This window comes from Undibacterium sp. Ji83W (genome assembly GCF_049340385.1).
Taxonomy (GTDB): Bacteria; Pseudomonadota; Gammaproteobacteria; order Burkholderiales; family Burkholderiaceae_D; genus Undibacterium.
The window spans coordinates 74,926-89,680 of the sequence record NZ_JBMPOZ010000012.1; the positions used below are offsets into that span (position 1 = coordinate 74,926).

At 48.3% G+C, this 14,755-nt stretch carries 10 protein-coding genes; 1 reads left to right on the top strand and 9 read right to left on the bottom strand.

Translation table 11 applies throughout. From position 1 onward, the window contains the following. Window positions 1–5: 5 nt before the first annotated feature. The 9 genes from lpdA to ACO0LD_RS19510 all read right to left on the bottom strand — a co-directional run bounded on the left by lpdA (window position 6) and on the right by ACO0LD_RS19510 (window position 13,483). Entirely contained in the window at window positions 6–2,135 is a 2,130-nt protein-coding gene (lpdA, locus tag ACO0LD_RS19470) for a dihydrolipoyl dehydrogenase (protein WP_423009831.1), read from the bottom strand. A gap of 14 nt (window positions 2,136–2,149) precedes the next feature. Further along, a complete protein-coding gene (aceF, locus tag ACO0LD_RS19475; RefSeq protein ID WP_423009832.1) occupies window positions 2,150–3,481 on the bottom strand; it encodes a dihydrolipoyllysine-residue acetyltransferase in 1,332 nt (443 codons plus the stop codon). Window positions 3,482–3,618: 137 nt separating this feature from the next. Further along, window positions 3,619–6,315 (bottom strand): pyruvate dehydrogenase (acetyl-transferring), homodimeric type, encoded by a 2,697-nt coding sequence (gene aceE / locus ACO0LD_RS19480; protein ID WP_423009833.1) that lies wholly within the window; start codon window positions 6,313–6,315, stop codon window positions 3,619–3,621. Between the two features lie 466 nt (window positions 6,316–6,781). After that, window positions 6,782–7,441 carry a pilus assembly protein PilP gene (locus tag ACO0LD_RS19485; RefSeq protein ID WP_423009834.1) on the bottom strand — a complete coding sequence of 220 codons (660 nt, stop codon included), beginning with the start codon at window positions 7,439–7,441 and terminating at the stop codon, window positions 6,782–6,784. 95 nt (window positions 7,442–7,536) lie between these two features. Further along, window positions 7,537–7,869 (bottom strand): hypothetical protein, encoded by a 333-nt coding sequence (locus ACO0LD_RS19490; RefSeq protein WP_423009835.1) that lies wholly within the window; start codon window positions 7,867–7,869, stop codon window positions 7,537–7,539. A 317-nt stretch (window positions 7,870–8,186) separates the two neighbouring features. After that, complete coding sequence (locus ACO0LD_RS19495; RefSeq protein ID WP_423009836.1) at window positions 8,187–8,465, bottom strand: hypothetical protein; 279 nt, start codon at window positions 8,463–8,465, stop codon at window positions 8,187–8,189. A gap of 663 nt (window positions 8,466–9,128) precedes the next feature. Then, window positions 9,129–9,593 carry a hypothetical protein gene (locus ACO0LD_RS19500; protein ID WP_423009837.1) on the bottom strand — a complete coding sequence of 155 codons (465 nt, stop codon included), beginning with the start codon at window positions 9,591–9,593 and terminating at the stop codon, window positions 9,129–9,131. 8 nt (window positions 9,594–9,601) lie between these two features. Next, on the bottom strand, window positions 9,602–10,300 hold the full coding sequence (locus tag ACO0LD_RS19505) for an RHS repeat domain-containing protein (protein ID WP_423009838.1): 699 nt from the start codon (window positions 10,298–10,300) through the stop codon (window positions 9,602–9,604). 393 nt (window positions 10,301–10,693) lie between these two features. Continuing rightward, window positions 10,694–13,483: a TonB-dependent receptor gene (locus ACO0LD_RS19510; RefSeq protein WP_423009839.1), complete on the bottom strand. Its 2,790-nt coding sequence runs from the start codon at window positions 13,481–13,483 to the stop codon at window positions 10,694–10,696. 425 nt (window positions 13,484–13,908) lie between these two features. Here ACO0LD_RS19510 and folD point away from each other — a divergent pair, with 425 nt between their 5' ends. Then, window positions 13,909–14,754, top strand: a complete 846-nt coding sequence (gene folD, locus ACO0LD_RS19515; RefSeq protein ID WP_423009952.1) for a bifunctional methylenetetrahydrofolate dehydrogenase/methenyltetrahydrofolate cyclohydrolase FolD — start codon at window positions 13,909–13,911, stop codon at window positions 14,752–14,754. Window position 14,755: the final 1 nt, after the last annotated feature.

A 14,755-nucleotide genomic window follows, 5' to 3' on the forward strand; every position in this document is an offset into this window, starting at 1 on the left:
CTCACTTACTTTTTACGCTGCGGTGGCAAGTCAGTACAGACACCTTTATACACCTCAGCTGCCATACCTATCGATTCACCCAAAGTAGGATGTGGATGGATGGTCTTGCCGATATCGACTGCATCAGCACCCATTTCAATAGCCAGGGCAATCTCACCTATCATGTCACCCGCATGCGTGCCGACGATGCCGCCACCGACGATGCGCTTGGTTTCTGCATCGAACAGCAACTTGGTGAAGCCCTCGTCACGGCCATTTGCCACTGCACGGCCAGACGCTGCCCATGGGAAATGACCTTTTTCAAGCTTGACGCCTTTGGCCTTGGCTTCATCTTCTGTCATACCTACCCATGCAACTTCAGGGTCGGTGTAGGCAACGGATGGAATCACGCTGGCATCGAAGTAGGCTTTTTCACCGGAAGCGGCTTCTGCTGCCACATGAGCTTCATGCACGGCCTTGTGTGCCAGCATGGGTTGGCCAACCAGGTCACCAATCGCAAAGATATGCGGCACGTTAGTGCGCATTTGCTTGTCGACATTGATGAAGCCACGGTCAGTCACGGCCACGCCTGCCTTGTCGGCAGCAATTTTCTTGCCGTTGGGGCTGCGGCCTACTGCAACCAGTACCAGGTCATAGATTTGTGGTGCTGGTGCTGTTGCGCCAGCTTCGGCGGCTTCGAACGTGACCTTGATACCTTCAGGCAGAGCTTCAACGGCAACCGTCTTGGTTTTCAACATGATGTTGTCAAAACGTTTTTCATTGAATTTTTGCCAAACCTTGACCATGTCACGGTCTGCGCCCTGCATCAGGCCATCCAGCATTTCTACAACATCAATGCGTGAACCCAGAGTGGAATACACAGTCGCCATTTCCAGGCCGATGATGCCGCCACCAATGACCAGCATGCGTTTTGGTATCTGGCGCAATTCCAGCGCACCGGTGCTGTCAACAATGCGCGGGTCAGCCGGTACGAACGGCAGGTTCACGACAGAAGAGCCAGCGGCAATAATCGCTTGCTTGAACTGTACGGTTTTCTTGCTGCCATCCGCCGCTGTGACTTCTATATGGTTAGGGCTGAGGAATTGGCCCACACCCTGCACCACATTAACCTTGCGGGCTTTTGCCATGCCATTCAGGCCAGTCGTCATTTTCTTGATGACGCCTTCCTTGTAGCCGCGCAGTTTATCGATATCAATTTCTGGCTTGGCAAATGTCACGCCATGCGCTGCCATGGATGCAGTTTCATCAATCACGGCGGCCACGTGCAACAGTGCCTTGGATGGGATACAACCCACATTCAAACAGACACCGCCCAGCGTGGAGTAACGCTCGACCAGCACCGTGTTCATACCCAAATCGGCAGAACGGAAGGCAGCAGAATAACCACCAGGGCCTGCACCCAATACCATCATGTCACATTCGACATCGACCTTGCCGGTGTAACTGGACGCAACTGGCGCAGGTGCGGCAGAGGCGGCCTGAGCAACTGGAGCAGCAGCGCTTGCAGTTGTGGTTGCAACAGCGGGAGCAGACGCTGCCTGGCCTGCGGCTTCAACCAGCAACAGCAAGCTGCCTTCAGCAACCTTGTCACCGACCTTGACCTTGATTTCTTTTACCGTACCGGCATGGCTGGATGGAATTTCCATACTGGCCTTGTCAGACTCGACGGTGATCAGCGACTGATCTACCTTGATGCTGTCGCCAACCTTGACCATGACTTCGATGACTTCAACTTCCTTGAAGTCACCGATATCAGGTACTTTGACTTCGACGATACCAACTGGTCCGGCAGGTGCTGCTGCAATGGGTGCAGCAAGCGCGGCGGCGGGTGCTGATGCTGGCGCAGGAGCGGCCGCAACTGCCGGAGCAGCCGCAGGCGCTGCACTTGCCGCAGCTCCTTCAGCTTCTATGACCAGCAACAGACTGCCTTCGGCAATCTTGTCACCGAGTTTGACTTTCAATTCCTTGATTACCCCGGCGTGGCTGGATGGTATTTCCATGCTGGCCTTGTCGGATTCCACTGTCACCAGTGATTGATCAACCTTGATGGTGTCACCCACCTTGACCAGCAATTCTATGACTTCAACTTCCTTGAAATCACCGATATCGGGTACTTTGACTTCGATAGTGCTCATAGTCTGTTCTCCGTTCACAGCAAGGTTTTACGCAAATCAGCCAGTACATCAGCCAAATAAGCGGTGAACTTGGCAGCCATGGCACCGTCAATAACACGGTGGTCATACGACAGTGACAGCGGCAGCATCAGGCGCGGCTGGAATTGCTTGCCATCCCAGACTGGTTTGATACTGGATTTGGACAAGCCCAGGATCGCCACTTCAGGTGCGTTGATAATAGGCGTAAACGCCGTGCCACCGATACCGCCGAGTGAGGAGATCGTGAAGGTTGCGCCCTGCATGTCAGCAGGTTTCAACTTGCCATCGCGTGCCTGGGCAGACAACTCGCCCATTTCAATAGCGATTTGCGAAAGGGTTTTCTGGTCCGCATTTTTAACGACAGGCACCACCAGGCCGTTAGGCGTATCTGCTGCAAAACCGACGTTGTAATACTGCTTCAGAATCAGGTTTTCACCGGTCGCATCAAGCGAAGAATTAAATGCCGGGAATTTTTTAAGCGCAGCAACGCTGGCCTTGATGACGAAAGCCAGCATCGTCAGTTTGACACCGGATTTAACCAGGGCTTCGTTCGATGATTTACGGAATTCTTCAAGATCGCTGATATCCGCTTCATCAAATTGCGTGACATGCGGGATCATGACCCAGTTGCGGTGCAAATTAGGGCCGCTGAGTTTTTTGATGCGTGACAAAGGCGAAGTCGTGGTCGCGCCAAACTTGCTGAAATCCAGCGATGGCCATGGCAATACATCGAGGCCAACACCACTGCCATTTTTTGCCGGAGCAGAAACCGCAGCAACAGCTGTGCTGCCAGCCATGATGCCCTTGACAAAGTTTTGTACGTCTTCTTGCGTGATACGGCCTTTTTGGCCGGAACCGGCAACGCGACTCAGATCAACACCGAGTTCACGCGCGAATTTGCGTATGGATGGTGAGGCGTGCGCTTTGCCTGCGCTGGCTGTTGCTACCGGTGCTGCCGTAGCAGCTACAGGAGCGGCAGCAGGTGCTGGAGCCGCTGGTGCAGGCGTTGCCGCTACTGGCGCGGGAGCTGCTGCCGGAGCAGCCGCAGGCGCAGGTGCCGTAGGTGCCGCCGCCGGTGCCGCTGCACTTGCCGCAGCATCCACCACGATCAGCAAAGAACCTTCAGCAACCTTGTCGCCAACCTTGACTTTAATTTCTGTCACCACACCGGCATGGCTGGATGGAATTTCCATACTGGCTTTGTCTGATTCTACGGTGATCAGTGACTGATCAACCTTGATGGTGTCGCCGACTTTGACCATCAGCTCAATGACTTCAACTTCCTTGAAATCACCAATATCCGGTACTTTGACTTCTACGCTACTCATAGTTTTCTCCATTGTCGCCCTGCGCTATCGCAGGGCGGTTGGGGTGAAGCCAGGTTTCATCACCTGTCTTCACGCTCATCCTGTCTCTCCCTAAAAATGAAAGAGACAGGAAATGTTAGTGGGTGTCAGACGTAAAATTACACAGTAACCGGATTAGGTTTATCTGCATTGATACCGTATTTGGCAATTGCCTGCGCCACCACGGATGCAGACAAGGCACCTTCATCAGCCAGTGTCTTCAACGCAGCGATGACCACGAAGTAACGGTTGACTTCAAAGAACTCACGCAGTTTGGCGCGGGAATCAGAACGGCCAAAACCATCTGTACCCAAAACTTTGTAGCTGCGGTTTTTCGGTATGAAGGCGCGTACTTGCTCAGCAAAGGTACGCATATAGTCGGTTGCGACGACGATAGGGCCTGCCGTGTCTTTCAGGCACTGGGCGATGTAAGGCACGCGTGGTTCTGCAGTCGGGTGCAGCATGTTCCAGCGCTCAGCATCCTGGCCATCACGGGCCAGCAAAGTGAAGGATGGTGCAGACCAGACATCGGCAGCGATACCCCAGTCGTTTTGCAGCAACTCAGCACCGGCAATCACTTCACGCAAGATGGTGCCTGAGCCCATCAGTTGCACGCGGTGCTTGGTGGTTTGTTCGGATTTTTGCAACTGGTACAGGCCCTTGATGATGCCCTCTTCCTGACCGGCCTTCAAACCCGGGTGGCTATAGTTTTCATTCATCAGGGTGATGTAGTAGAACACATCTTCCTGATCAGTCACCATGCGACGCAGACCATCATGCATGATGACTGCCACTTCATGCGCAAAGGTCGGGTCATAAGGAATACAGTTAGGGATGGTGGACGCCAATACATGGCTGTGACCATCTTCATGCTGCAAGCCTTCACCATTCAGTGTCGTGCGACCAGCAGTACCACCTAGCAGGAAGCCACGTGCACGCATGTCACCAGCAGCCCAGGCCAGGTCGCCAATACGTTGCAGGCCGAACATCGAGTAATAGGTATAGAACGGGATCATGACGCGGTTATTGGTCGAGTAGGAAGTCGCCGCAGCGATCCATGAACTCATACCACCAGCCTCATTGATACCCTCTTGCAAAATCTGACCAGCCTTGTCTTCGCGGTAGTACATGACCTGGTCTTTATCGACAGGCTCATACAACTGACCCACCTGGCTAAAGATACCGATCTGACGGAACAGGCCTTCCATACCAAAAGTACGCGATTCATCGACCATGATAGGTACCACGCGCTGACCCAGGCTGGCATCACGCAGCAAGGCTGTCAGGATACGTACATAAGCCGCAGTCGTCGAAATTTCACGGCCTTCCGCAGTTGGTTCCAACATGGCCTGGAAGGCTGTCAGTTCTGGCACCACCAAGGCCTCGTCGGCTTTTTGACGGCGTTGTGGCAAATAACCACCAAGCTCTTTACGACGCGCATGCAGATATTGCATTTCTGGCGTGTCGTCAGCCGGTTTAAAGAATGGAATTGCTGGCAATTCAGAGTCCGCAATCGGCAACTGGAAGCGGTCACGCATGGCCTTGATGGCTTCGTCGTCGAGCTTCTTGGTATTGTGCGCGGTGTTGCGTGCTTCGCCGGATTTGCCAAAGCCAAAGCCCTTGATACTCTTCGCCAAAATAACAGTAGGCTGGCCCTTGTTTTCCTGGGCGACTTTAAATGCTGCGTAAATCTTGTGTGGGTCATGGCCACCACGAGTCAGACGCCAGATGTCGTCATCCGACATTTTGCTGACTATTTCCAGCAATTTAGGATGCTTGCCAAAGAAGTTGGCGCGTACATAGGCACCATCCTTGGCTTTGTAGTTCTGGTATTCGCCGTCAACGGTTTCCATCATCACTTTTTGCAGGATGCCGTCTTTGTCTTTCGCCAGCAACTCATCCCAGCCGCTGCCCCAGATGACTTTGACGACATTCCAGCCCGCGCCACGGAAATCAGATTCCAGTTCCTGGATGATCTTGCCATTGCCACGTACCGGGCCGTCCAGGCGTTGCAGGTTACAGTTGACGACGATGACCAGATTGTCCAGTTGTTCACGACCAGCCATGCCGATTGCGCCCATGGATTCTGGTTCATCCATCTCACCATCACCGCAGAATGCCCAGACCTTACGCTTCTCAGTATCTGCAATACCACGAGCATGCAAATACTTCAGGAAACGCGCCTGATAAATCGCCATCAACGGGCCCAGGCCCATGGATACCGTAGGGAATTGCCAGAAGTCAGGCATCAGTTTTGGATGCGGGTAAGAAGACAGGCCCTTGCCATCGACTTCACGGCGGAAATGCAGCAACTGCTCTTCAGTCAGGCGGCCTTCAAGGAAGGCGCGCGCATAGATACCAGGAGAAGAATGGCCTTGGATATAGAGCAGATCACCACCGTGATCTTCCGTCGGTGCATGCCAGAAATGGTTGAAGCCTATGCCCAGCATGTTTGCCAGCGAGGCAAAACTGGACAGGTGACCACCAAGGTCACCATCAACGCGGTTAGCCTTGACCACCATGGCCATGGCATTCCAGCGCATATAAGAGCGCAGGCGCTCTTCAATTTCCAGGTTACCAGGGCAATGTTCACCCTGGTCAGCCGGAATGGTATTCACGTAGGCAGTATTGCTGGAAAACGGGATATGGGCACCACGACGGCGCGCCAGGTCAACCATGCGCTCCATCAGGTAATGCGCACGTTCAGGGCCTTCGGCCTCTATGACTGCTTCAAGCGCATCCAGCCACTCATTTGTTTCAACTACATCGGGATCATTGGCGGCCTGGGCCAGCACCTGGTCTATCTGGGGTGACATAGAAGGGGTCTCCTGTTGGTGCGCGTTACGGTGAAACGCGCGGGGCGAATCGACAAATTACGGCTAGTTTTTTGTTCTCGCAAGTATTTTAACAGGACTTTTTAATTTTTCAAATAGCGATATATGATTTCATAATGTGAAATTTACGCCGCAACGCAGCAATTAAACTGCGAAATTCTTTTATTTTATTCATAAGCTCTCTATTAAAACTTAGCTCACGATGCTTGGTGTGCAGTGCAAAATCCTTGAAATACATGACGAGCATGCTTATTGCTTGCAGCACTTACCCTTTTATTAATCCACTGATAAGTTATTGCAATTTGCCGACAACTTTTCTAAAGGCAACAAAAAGGGCGATGAATAAATCATCGCCCTCTTAATCACCTTTTTAATCAAACTTCAGTAGTGTGCTTTGCAAGCTCTGCACTAACCCACATTTAGTTCAACCTGCCGCGCTACACGACGACTAATGCGTCAAGTGTAATTCTATTTGATGAGATGTGAAGTCACCAGCAGCATCCAATAAAAATTCTTCTATCAAAAGGTAGTCTTTCTTTACTTCACAGACTCTTCCAAAATTTCTTGCTATCAAATCATTTTTTCTTACGACGCGAACTACTCCAGATTCATCCATTATCGTTGCTTGCCGTTTGCGAAAGTTAACTGAAATTAATTTCAAATTCTCGACGCTACCGACAAATTGAATACTCTTCAATAATGCCACTAACGCTCTATCATCCGCACCTGCAAATCCAGAGGAGGCAAAAATCACAAGTCCAAAGACATCCTCATCTTTTGGATCCTTGATTGAAATTACTCGCTTTATTTTTTGATGCTGTTTCGCTGATGAAATACACTTCAAATCATCCAATCTTGAAATATTCTGCATTTCAGAAATTGAGCACCAAACTTTGTCTTTAGTGCCGCGGCGACCGTAATCAAACGTAATAACCTGTGAGTCATTACTTAATGTAAATACCTGACTATCAACCGATATATTTTTTTGAATGGTCCAACCAGGCGATGCATCCAAAAATATTGGAGGATTCCAAAAGGGTTTTCCATATGCAGAAATCTGTATAAAGAACAATATCCAAAATAAAAGAGCCCTATTCATAGAAAACATTTTTTCTCACTTTCCTCGACCAAGGCAGAGCAGCGGTAGGCAAGAAATGCAAGACGCTCCCCCTTTTTATGAACCCTTTTTTTTCATCAGGGAGGTCAAGGAGAAGTGTAATATTCTTTTGCTATCACATGCCCATTCGCATCAAATCCAATTGTCCAGAACTCAGGAATGATGAAGCCATCATAATGATATTCCAAAGTACATTGCCCCTGAACTCTCTCACCTATCCAACTTGGTGCATCTCGACATTCTTTATTAATTGCGCTAGGTTTTCCCATTAAGATTTCAACCTCGCGCTCACTCATTCCTTGAATTAAAGAATCGAATTGAGATAAGCGCTGAGTCCGGTGCGCATCAAATATCAACACACAAATCACAGGCACTAAAACCAATAGCGCTATCAACAAAATTATTGACTTTTTCCGCATAAACATCCATTTGATTTTGGTTTTGGTTCAAATTGCGCTATCTCTTTAGGCAATTTTTTTGAATACTGTGGAAAGTGTATATATTGGGGCCCAGCGTTTGCGGCACGATATCCTGCAGTACCTGGCATGCTTGTAGGAGCCCATACTGGTGGTTCGTTACCAGACGATTGCCCCTCACCGTATGAAGGTACACCACCAGCATCCATTTCGCCATTTGAACGTGCAGCACAATTATCACCCAACGCAATACTATAATAATCGCCAGGAAGGCCTTTGGTTTTATATCGCTTGTAATACTCGACCACAGTCAAATCTTGCTACGATGAGGTTTTAATAATATATAAATCGGTATTGCGTCGATTAGCTTCTCTAGCTAAATAATCAGCGACACTGGAGCCCAAATCAGTACCATTTCCAAAGCTATATACCCCTCCACCTGTGACGGCGATAGCAGTGTGGCCTATCGGATTTCCTGTAGTTGGGCCGTTCTCGATAGCCATAATATCCAACCCTCTCGAATCGAAAAATCCTGCAGGATTCCCCATGGCTGTTGATGACAAGTTGGCGAGCGCATCAACGTTCGCCAATATTTTCACAAGAATTTACGCAGGTATTTTTGACAGACTCTCATACAAATATTTTTACAAGCTCAATGAGAATTAAAGACATATCTGCGAGAATATTTTTCGGATTATAAAAGAATGAATTTACATCTATAAAAAAAACCAAAAAGACAGCAGCGAGACGGCTACATACGCAATGACTTTTATTAGTAGAACATGTCTCCTTTCCTGTTTTTCCCCAAGAAAATAAGCGCATATTCCAGCTAAAGGGGCAATTACTACAAACGAAATAATTGTACCAAAATCATGACTTTTCAAATATATGGACACTGAGAAAAACAGAAAAACCATATCAGAATTTTTCTTTATCCAATACAAAACACCCGTATCAAACTTACCGGCAAATTCACTAGCTATCAATACGATGCCGATCCACAAAAGAAGAAATGCAAAGAAAAGAAACCAAAATCGGCGAGTATCCATTTATTTTAAAATTCTTTCGACATGAATTATTTTTGAGCGGTGGGCACACCGCCCTATCTGCGAATCAAAATCCCAAAAGTATCGTCCCCTCTTCATAATCCGGCCCAGGGAAGCGCTGATTCCAAACAAATTTACTTGCATTGTTCTGCGGCTGCTCATTCGGTAACATCTCCCCAAACGGCGCACTATCCCAATGCCAGACTTCTGTCGCTGTCAAGACTCCAAAAATATCCCTTGATTTGGAGCATTGAACATAGCGATAGCAATGGAACATAAAAAACTGATATAGCCGACGAGCCAAACATAATAGCCAATCAAAAAATGATTCACGATGGATATGGGAGCTATCAATCCGCATAGCAATCCGAACGAAGATATTCCAGCAAAAATTAAAAGCGGAACTCTCCGTGGCCAAAACTTTAGAATAAACGGGGAAAATAGAAAAACAATATTTGTAAATGCCGCGATTCCGCAAAAAATAAAGTTAATATTTTTCCAAAATGGATAATCCAATTTACCAAGTAAAGCCAGGAAACCCATAGTACCGGCCCAAAATGTAGCTTGATAACCATTGCAATTCGCAGGGACATTCATCATTTGTAAATTAACGCATGGCAAAAAAGATGCCACTAGCATGCAAGCAAGTCCAATTAACCAAAGCCTGATCGAAATTTTCATGATCGCCCTTATTTCACAAGGCAATATTTTGGATCTTTAATCATTTTTGGAAAACGATCTACAATGACCTTTACAGCAGGATCATCTGGAAAATTTTCTCCAAGATTTTTTATGATCTTTTTAATTGTTTCTACTTGATTTTTCGTAAGTTCAACTGGCATGCCATTTATTAATCCAAGTAACGATGGAACTTGAAAAACTGAGACTTCGCTGATTACTTTGTCCGTAAGTGAAATAATTTGTTCTGGCGTTAAAGCTTTTTGTGTAACTGTATTTACGAAGTCTTGGACATTTTCAACTACTTCTTTCTCAACCGCACCTTTTTTTACTAAACCAAATGGGTCCATATAACCGACTGGATTTCCTGTAACATAAGCAAACACATTGATACCACCTTTCAAGTCAATCGGATCAGACTGCACATATCTACCAGATTGCGAATCATAATCTTTAAAGTAATTATAGTGGAACCCTGTTTCCTCGTCATAATACTGCCCCGGAAACCGCTGATTCCAAACAAACTTGCTCGCATTGTTTTGCGGCTGCTCATTCGGTAACATCTCCCCAAACGGCGCACTATCCCAGCGCCACACTTCTGTCTCTGTATTGTCAGCAATCACCCTCGGTGTATTCAGATGATCTGTATGAATGTCATACATTTTGGGGACGTTCTTGGTCACTGCTACCGGCACAGGTGCTGAGGTCATCGTTGCTCCCAGGTTGTCTGTCGTTTTGGCTGTAATGCTGTAGCTGCCTTGTACGACGTTTTCTCAATTAGTTTTGTACGGTGACTGCGTGACCGTGGCAATGCTGGTTGCACTATTGAAGAATTCAACCTTGCTGATGGTGCCTATTGGAAGGGGAATTGAGCAATCTGGTGCTCAAGGATGGAGGTGTTCGTTACCGTTTAAGGGTATGAAACCTGATATTCCTACCAAGAAGATGTAACAGCATATTTCAAAATTCTCAGGAAATCTTGGTAATTTAACTTGGGTAAGCTACATCACGGATGTTTCAAAATATAAATAAAAAAAGGGCGATGAATAAATCATCGCCCTCTCAATCGCCTTAAACAGCGTAAAACTTATTGCAACTACTTTTTATTTGAATTGATATTTCAGGCCAACTTTGAAGTAACGGCCAATTGCGCCGCTACCGTCCATAGGGTTGAAACCCATGGAACCGTATGTCAAAGGATCCAGTGGTGCAACCTTGTCAAACAGGTTGGAGATGGAACCAAAGATTTCCAGGTTTTTCATTGCCTTGTAGCGGAAAGACATATCAAGCGTCGTGAAGGAGCCCAGTGTGCAACCTGCTGGCGCATCTGTGCCATCAGCAAATTTGTTGGCACATGGTTGGCCTTCTTCATTGATGTTTTTCATGGAGCCGCGATAGTTGACAACGCCGGTCACGTTCCAGTCGCCTTTGTCCCAGCCCAGCACAAAGTTGACTTTGTCTTTAGGTGTACCTGCGCAGTTGGATGTATCGCAGTTACCGTGTGTGCCGGCATATTGATGCTGAACAGCACCGTCAACACGCAACCATGAGATAACGTGTGTCCAGTTGACGTCAGCAGTCAGTTTGCCGTATTCACCCAGGTTGATACGCTGTTTGGCGTTCAAATCCACACCCTTGACTTCAGTGTAGCTGGAGTTGGCATAAGGCGCTGCACCACCGATGATGGTACCTGTGCCTGGTGTGAGTACACCATTGATGGTCAGGTTATTATCCTGACGCAATACGCCTGGCAAACCAGCTGCTGTCTGGAAGGACATGGAGTTGATTTCGTTGTTACGGCGTATCAACCAGCCATCAACTGCGATGCTGCTGTTAGGCAGCGGGTCCCAGACTACGCCCAGAGTGTAGCCTTTGGATGTTTCTGGTTGCAGGTTAGGATTGCCAACTTTGAAGCCTGTGAAAGTGGCCGCGCAATCAGAAGACTGTGCGCCTGGCAGTGGTGTGCCATTCGGGCAACGGATTGGATCCCTGACGGAAGCCGTACCAGCACTGAAGCTTTCTGTACCGGATTCAGGTGCACTTGGTGCGCGGAAGCCTTCAGAGTAAGTACCACGCAGGGCAAATGTTTTCACTGGAGACCATTTGGCACCGACTTTTGGTGTCACGGAATTGAAGTGAGAATATTTGTCGTAACGCAAGGCACCGGACAGTTCCAGAGACTTGATGACCGGGGCCAGCAATTCAGCATAGACGGCTGATACTGTTTCATCACCTTTGGCAGCAACATAGCTGGCATTGATGGAGCCATCTTTACTGCCATCAAGAGATGGCATATTGTAGGACTCACGACGGTACTCTGCACCAACCGCCAGACCCATCATACCGCCTGGCAAAGCCATCAACTCGCGGGAAGCCTTGAAGTCGATGATGTCCATTTTGGTAGGTGCATCGATAGTCGCTGTCTTGACCATGGCTGCATACAGGGATGCAGGATTTTTACTTGCCTGTGTGCCGATGTAGTATGGGAAGTATGGGCTCTTAGGATCGCCCAAGGCAGACTTCAACACATTCATATTGATGGTGTTGGTATAGTCGAGATGCAGCTTGGATTCAGAATGCAGGATAGCTGTATCAAAATCCCAGCCAGCCATCGTACCTTTCAAACCAGCGACTGCACGATAGAAGGAGTTGTCAGCAATACGGCGGTTCGCACCGACGTCAAACATGGAGTAACGAATGCGGATATCAGCGCCATACGGATTTTGCGGATGCGAAGCCGACATCAGGATGGTGTTGCCGTAGTTGATGTTACCGTTCAAATTGTTTGGATTTGAAGGGAAGAACACATTGGCAGACGTGGAAGGTGGCGTTACAGTGAACGCTGCCTTACGTTGGGAATAGCCGAATTCAGCATACGCTTGCAAATCATCATTGATCTGGAAAGTGCCACGGGTGAACAGGTTCACGCCATCAATTTGCGGCAACATGGTACGGAACTGATCTGCGTACCACAGACAACCACCATTCGGATCCTGATTTTTTGTTGCCGACAAAGTCGAGCAACCTGGCAGGGACACGTAGTTCAGTGTCTTAGGATCGCGCAGGGAACCGGCAGGATTTGGCTGCGCGCTGTTGTTACCAGCGATATAACCAGAAGTGAAAGAGCCTACAGTCACCATAGGGTAACCCCAGCGACGCCAGTCGCCAGTGCCTATCCAGTCACGGTCAGAACGCTGGCTGTTCATCAACTCGTTGGACTTGTAAGCCTCGGCATTGACGATGATGTTGTATTTGTCTTTTTCCAGGTTACCAAAACCGGCAGTGATCGAAGCTTTTGTCTGATTTGCGTCGCGGGAACCAGAAGTACCAGCGCTGGCGCTGACTGTCACGCCTTCATAATTCTTTTTCAGGATGATATTGACAACACCGGCAATCGCATCAGCACCGTAGATGGAAGACGCACCGTCTTTCAGAATTTCGATACGTTCAACCACTTCCATAGGGATAGTGGAAATATCAGTAAATGCTTTTTGACCATCATCAGCACGACCGAACTGCGCCATGCGGCGACCATTCAGCAACACCAGAGTGGAAGTGGCACCCAGACCACGCAGGGAGATTGCGGTAGAACCAGCAGCAAAACCATTACCGAAGCTGGTTGGCAAAGAACCGGCACCATCCGAAGTCAGGGTTTGCAGGTATTCAGCAACGGTTGTTTTACCAGCTTTGTCGATATCTGCACGGCTGATGATTTGTATCGGCGATGCGGTTTCAGCTTCGGCACGTTTGATACTGGTACCGGTTACTTCTACTCGCTGTATTTTGGCGTCATCCTGCGCAAATGCAGGTTGTGCCAGCATGCCTGCTGTCATCATCAAGCCGCCAGAAAACATCACACGCAGCGATCTTGAAATTACCTTTTCCTTCAGCATATCTCTCTCCTAGGGGTTTATTTCTGGTGTTACATCGCGGCTAAACCAGCCACAATGAAAAATATTTTGAAAATTAATTTTCACAATATGTATGAAGCCATTCTTGAAATTTGAAGTCAATCAATACGCGGAGAATGCGGACAGAAAACAACAAAGCGATACAATTCCATAACCAAATGAAATAAAAGGCTTACGCAAAGGTAATTCAATAGCAAAAATTGATTGTTAATAACACAATTAATTGCACTACTGGTCTACTTGAAAAACAATGTTAAATGGCCGCGATACATTGTCACGATACATGGCCGCGATACATGGCCGTGACTGATGGCAAAAGCGTGAGCTTAATCAACGGGCATGTTCCATACACCGCCATCCCTTATAATCTTGGTTTACCTATTACTAACGACTGCCCCTATACAACCATGACTGCCCAAATCATCAGTGGAACCCAGCTTTCCCTACAAATACGTGCCGATGTAACACAACGTGCCGCCAAACTGAGCGCCGCAGGCAAACAACCAGGCCTGGCCGTCATCCTGGTCGGTGAAAATCCGGCGTCGCAAGTGTATGTGCGCAACAAGGTCAAGGCATGTGAAGACTGTGGTTTTTACTCGGTTTTGGAAAAATATGATGCAAATTTGACAGAACAAGCCTTGCTTGAGCACATTGCAAGATTGAATAATGATGCAAAAATCAACGGCATCCTGGTGCAACTGCCCTTGCCTGCCCACATCAATGCCAACAAGGTCATCGAAGCCATCGCCGCTGAAAAAGACGTGGATGGTTTCCATATCAGCAATGCTGGGCTATTGATGACTGGTCAACCATTGTTCCGACCATGCACACCCTATGGCGTCATGAAGATGCTGGAATCTATAGCTTATCCGGTACGCGGGGCCAATGCTGTGGTGGTCGGTGCCTCGAATATCGTTGGCAAACCGCAAGCCATGCTGCTCTTGCAAGCGGGCGCTACTGTCACCATCTGTAATTCGAAGACCCGTGATCTGGCAGCGCATACGCGCAATGCCGACATTCTGGTGGTGGCGACAGGCAAGCGCAATATCGTCACGGCAGACATGATCAAACCTGGCGCAGTCGTCATCGACGTGGGTATGAACCGTGACGATGAAGGCAAACTCTGTGGTGACGTTGATTATCTGCCAAGTAAAGAAGTCGCGGGTTATATTACGCCAGTACCAGGCGGTGTCGGTCCCATGACGATCACCATGTTACTGGTCAACACCATAGAAGCCGCTGAAAGAATTTAAT

Coding starts and splice junctions, on each gene's coding strand:
- ACO0LD_RS19505 (WP_423009838.1), bottom strand. CDS start 10,300: ATGACCTCAGCACCTGTGCCGGTAGCAGTGACCAAGAACGTCCCCAAA.
- aceE (WP_423009833.1), bottom strand. CDS start 6,315: ATGTCACCCCAGATAGACCAGGTGCTGGCCCAGGCCGCCAATGATCCC.
- ACO0LD_RS19485 (WP_423009834.1), bottom strand. CDS start 7,441: ATGTTTTCTATGAATAGGGCTCTTTTATTTTGGATATTGTTCTTTATA.
- ACO0LD_RS19490 (WP_423009835.1), bottom strand. CDS start 7,869: ATGCGGAAAAAGTCAATAATTTTGTTGATAGCGCTATTGGTTTTAGTG.
- folD (WP_423009952.1), top strand. CDS start 13,909: ATGACTGCCCAAATCATCAGTGGAACCCAGCTTTCCCTACAAATACGT.
- ACO0LD_RS19500 (WP_423009837.1), bottom strand. CDS start 9,593: ATGAAAATTTCGATCAGGCTTTGGTTAATTGGACTTGCTTGCATGCTA.
- ACO0LD_RS19510 (WP_423009839.1), bottom strand. CDS start 13,483: ATGCTGAAGGAAAAGGTAATTTCAAGATCGCTGCGTGTGATGTTTTCT.
- lpdA (WP_423009831.1), bottom strand. CDS start 2,135: ATGAGCACTATCGAAGTCAAAGTACCCGATATCGGTGATTTCAAGGAA.
- aceF (WP_423009832.1), bottom strand. CDS start 3,481: ATGAGTAGCGTAGAAGTCAAAGTACCGGATATTGGTGATTTCAAGGAA.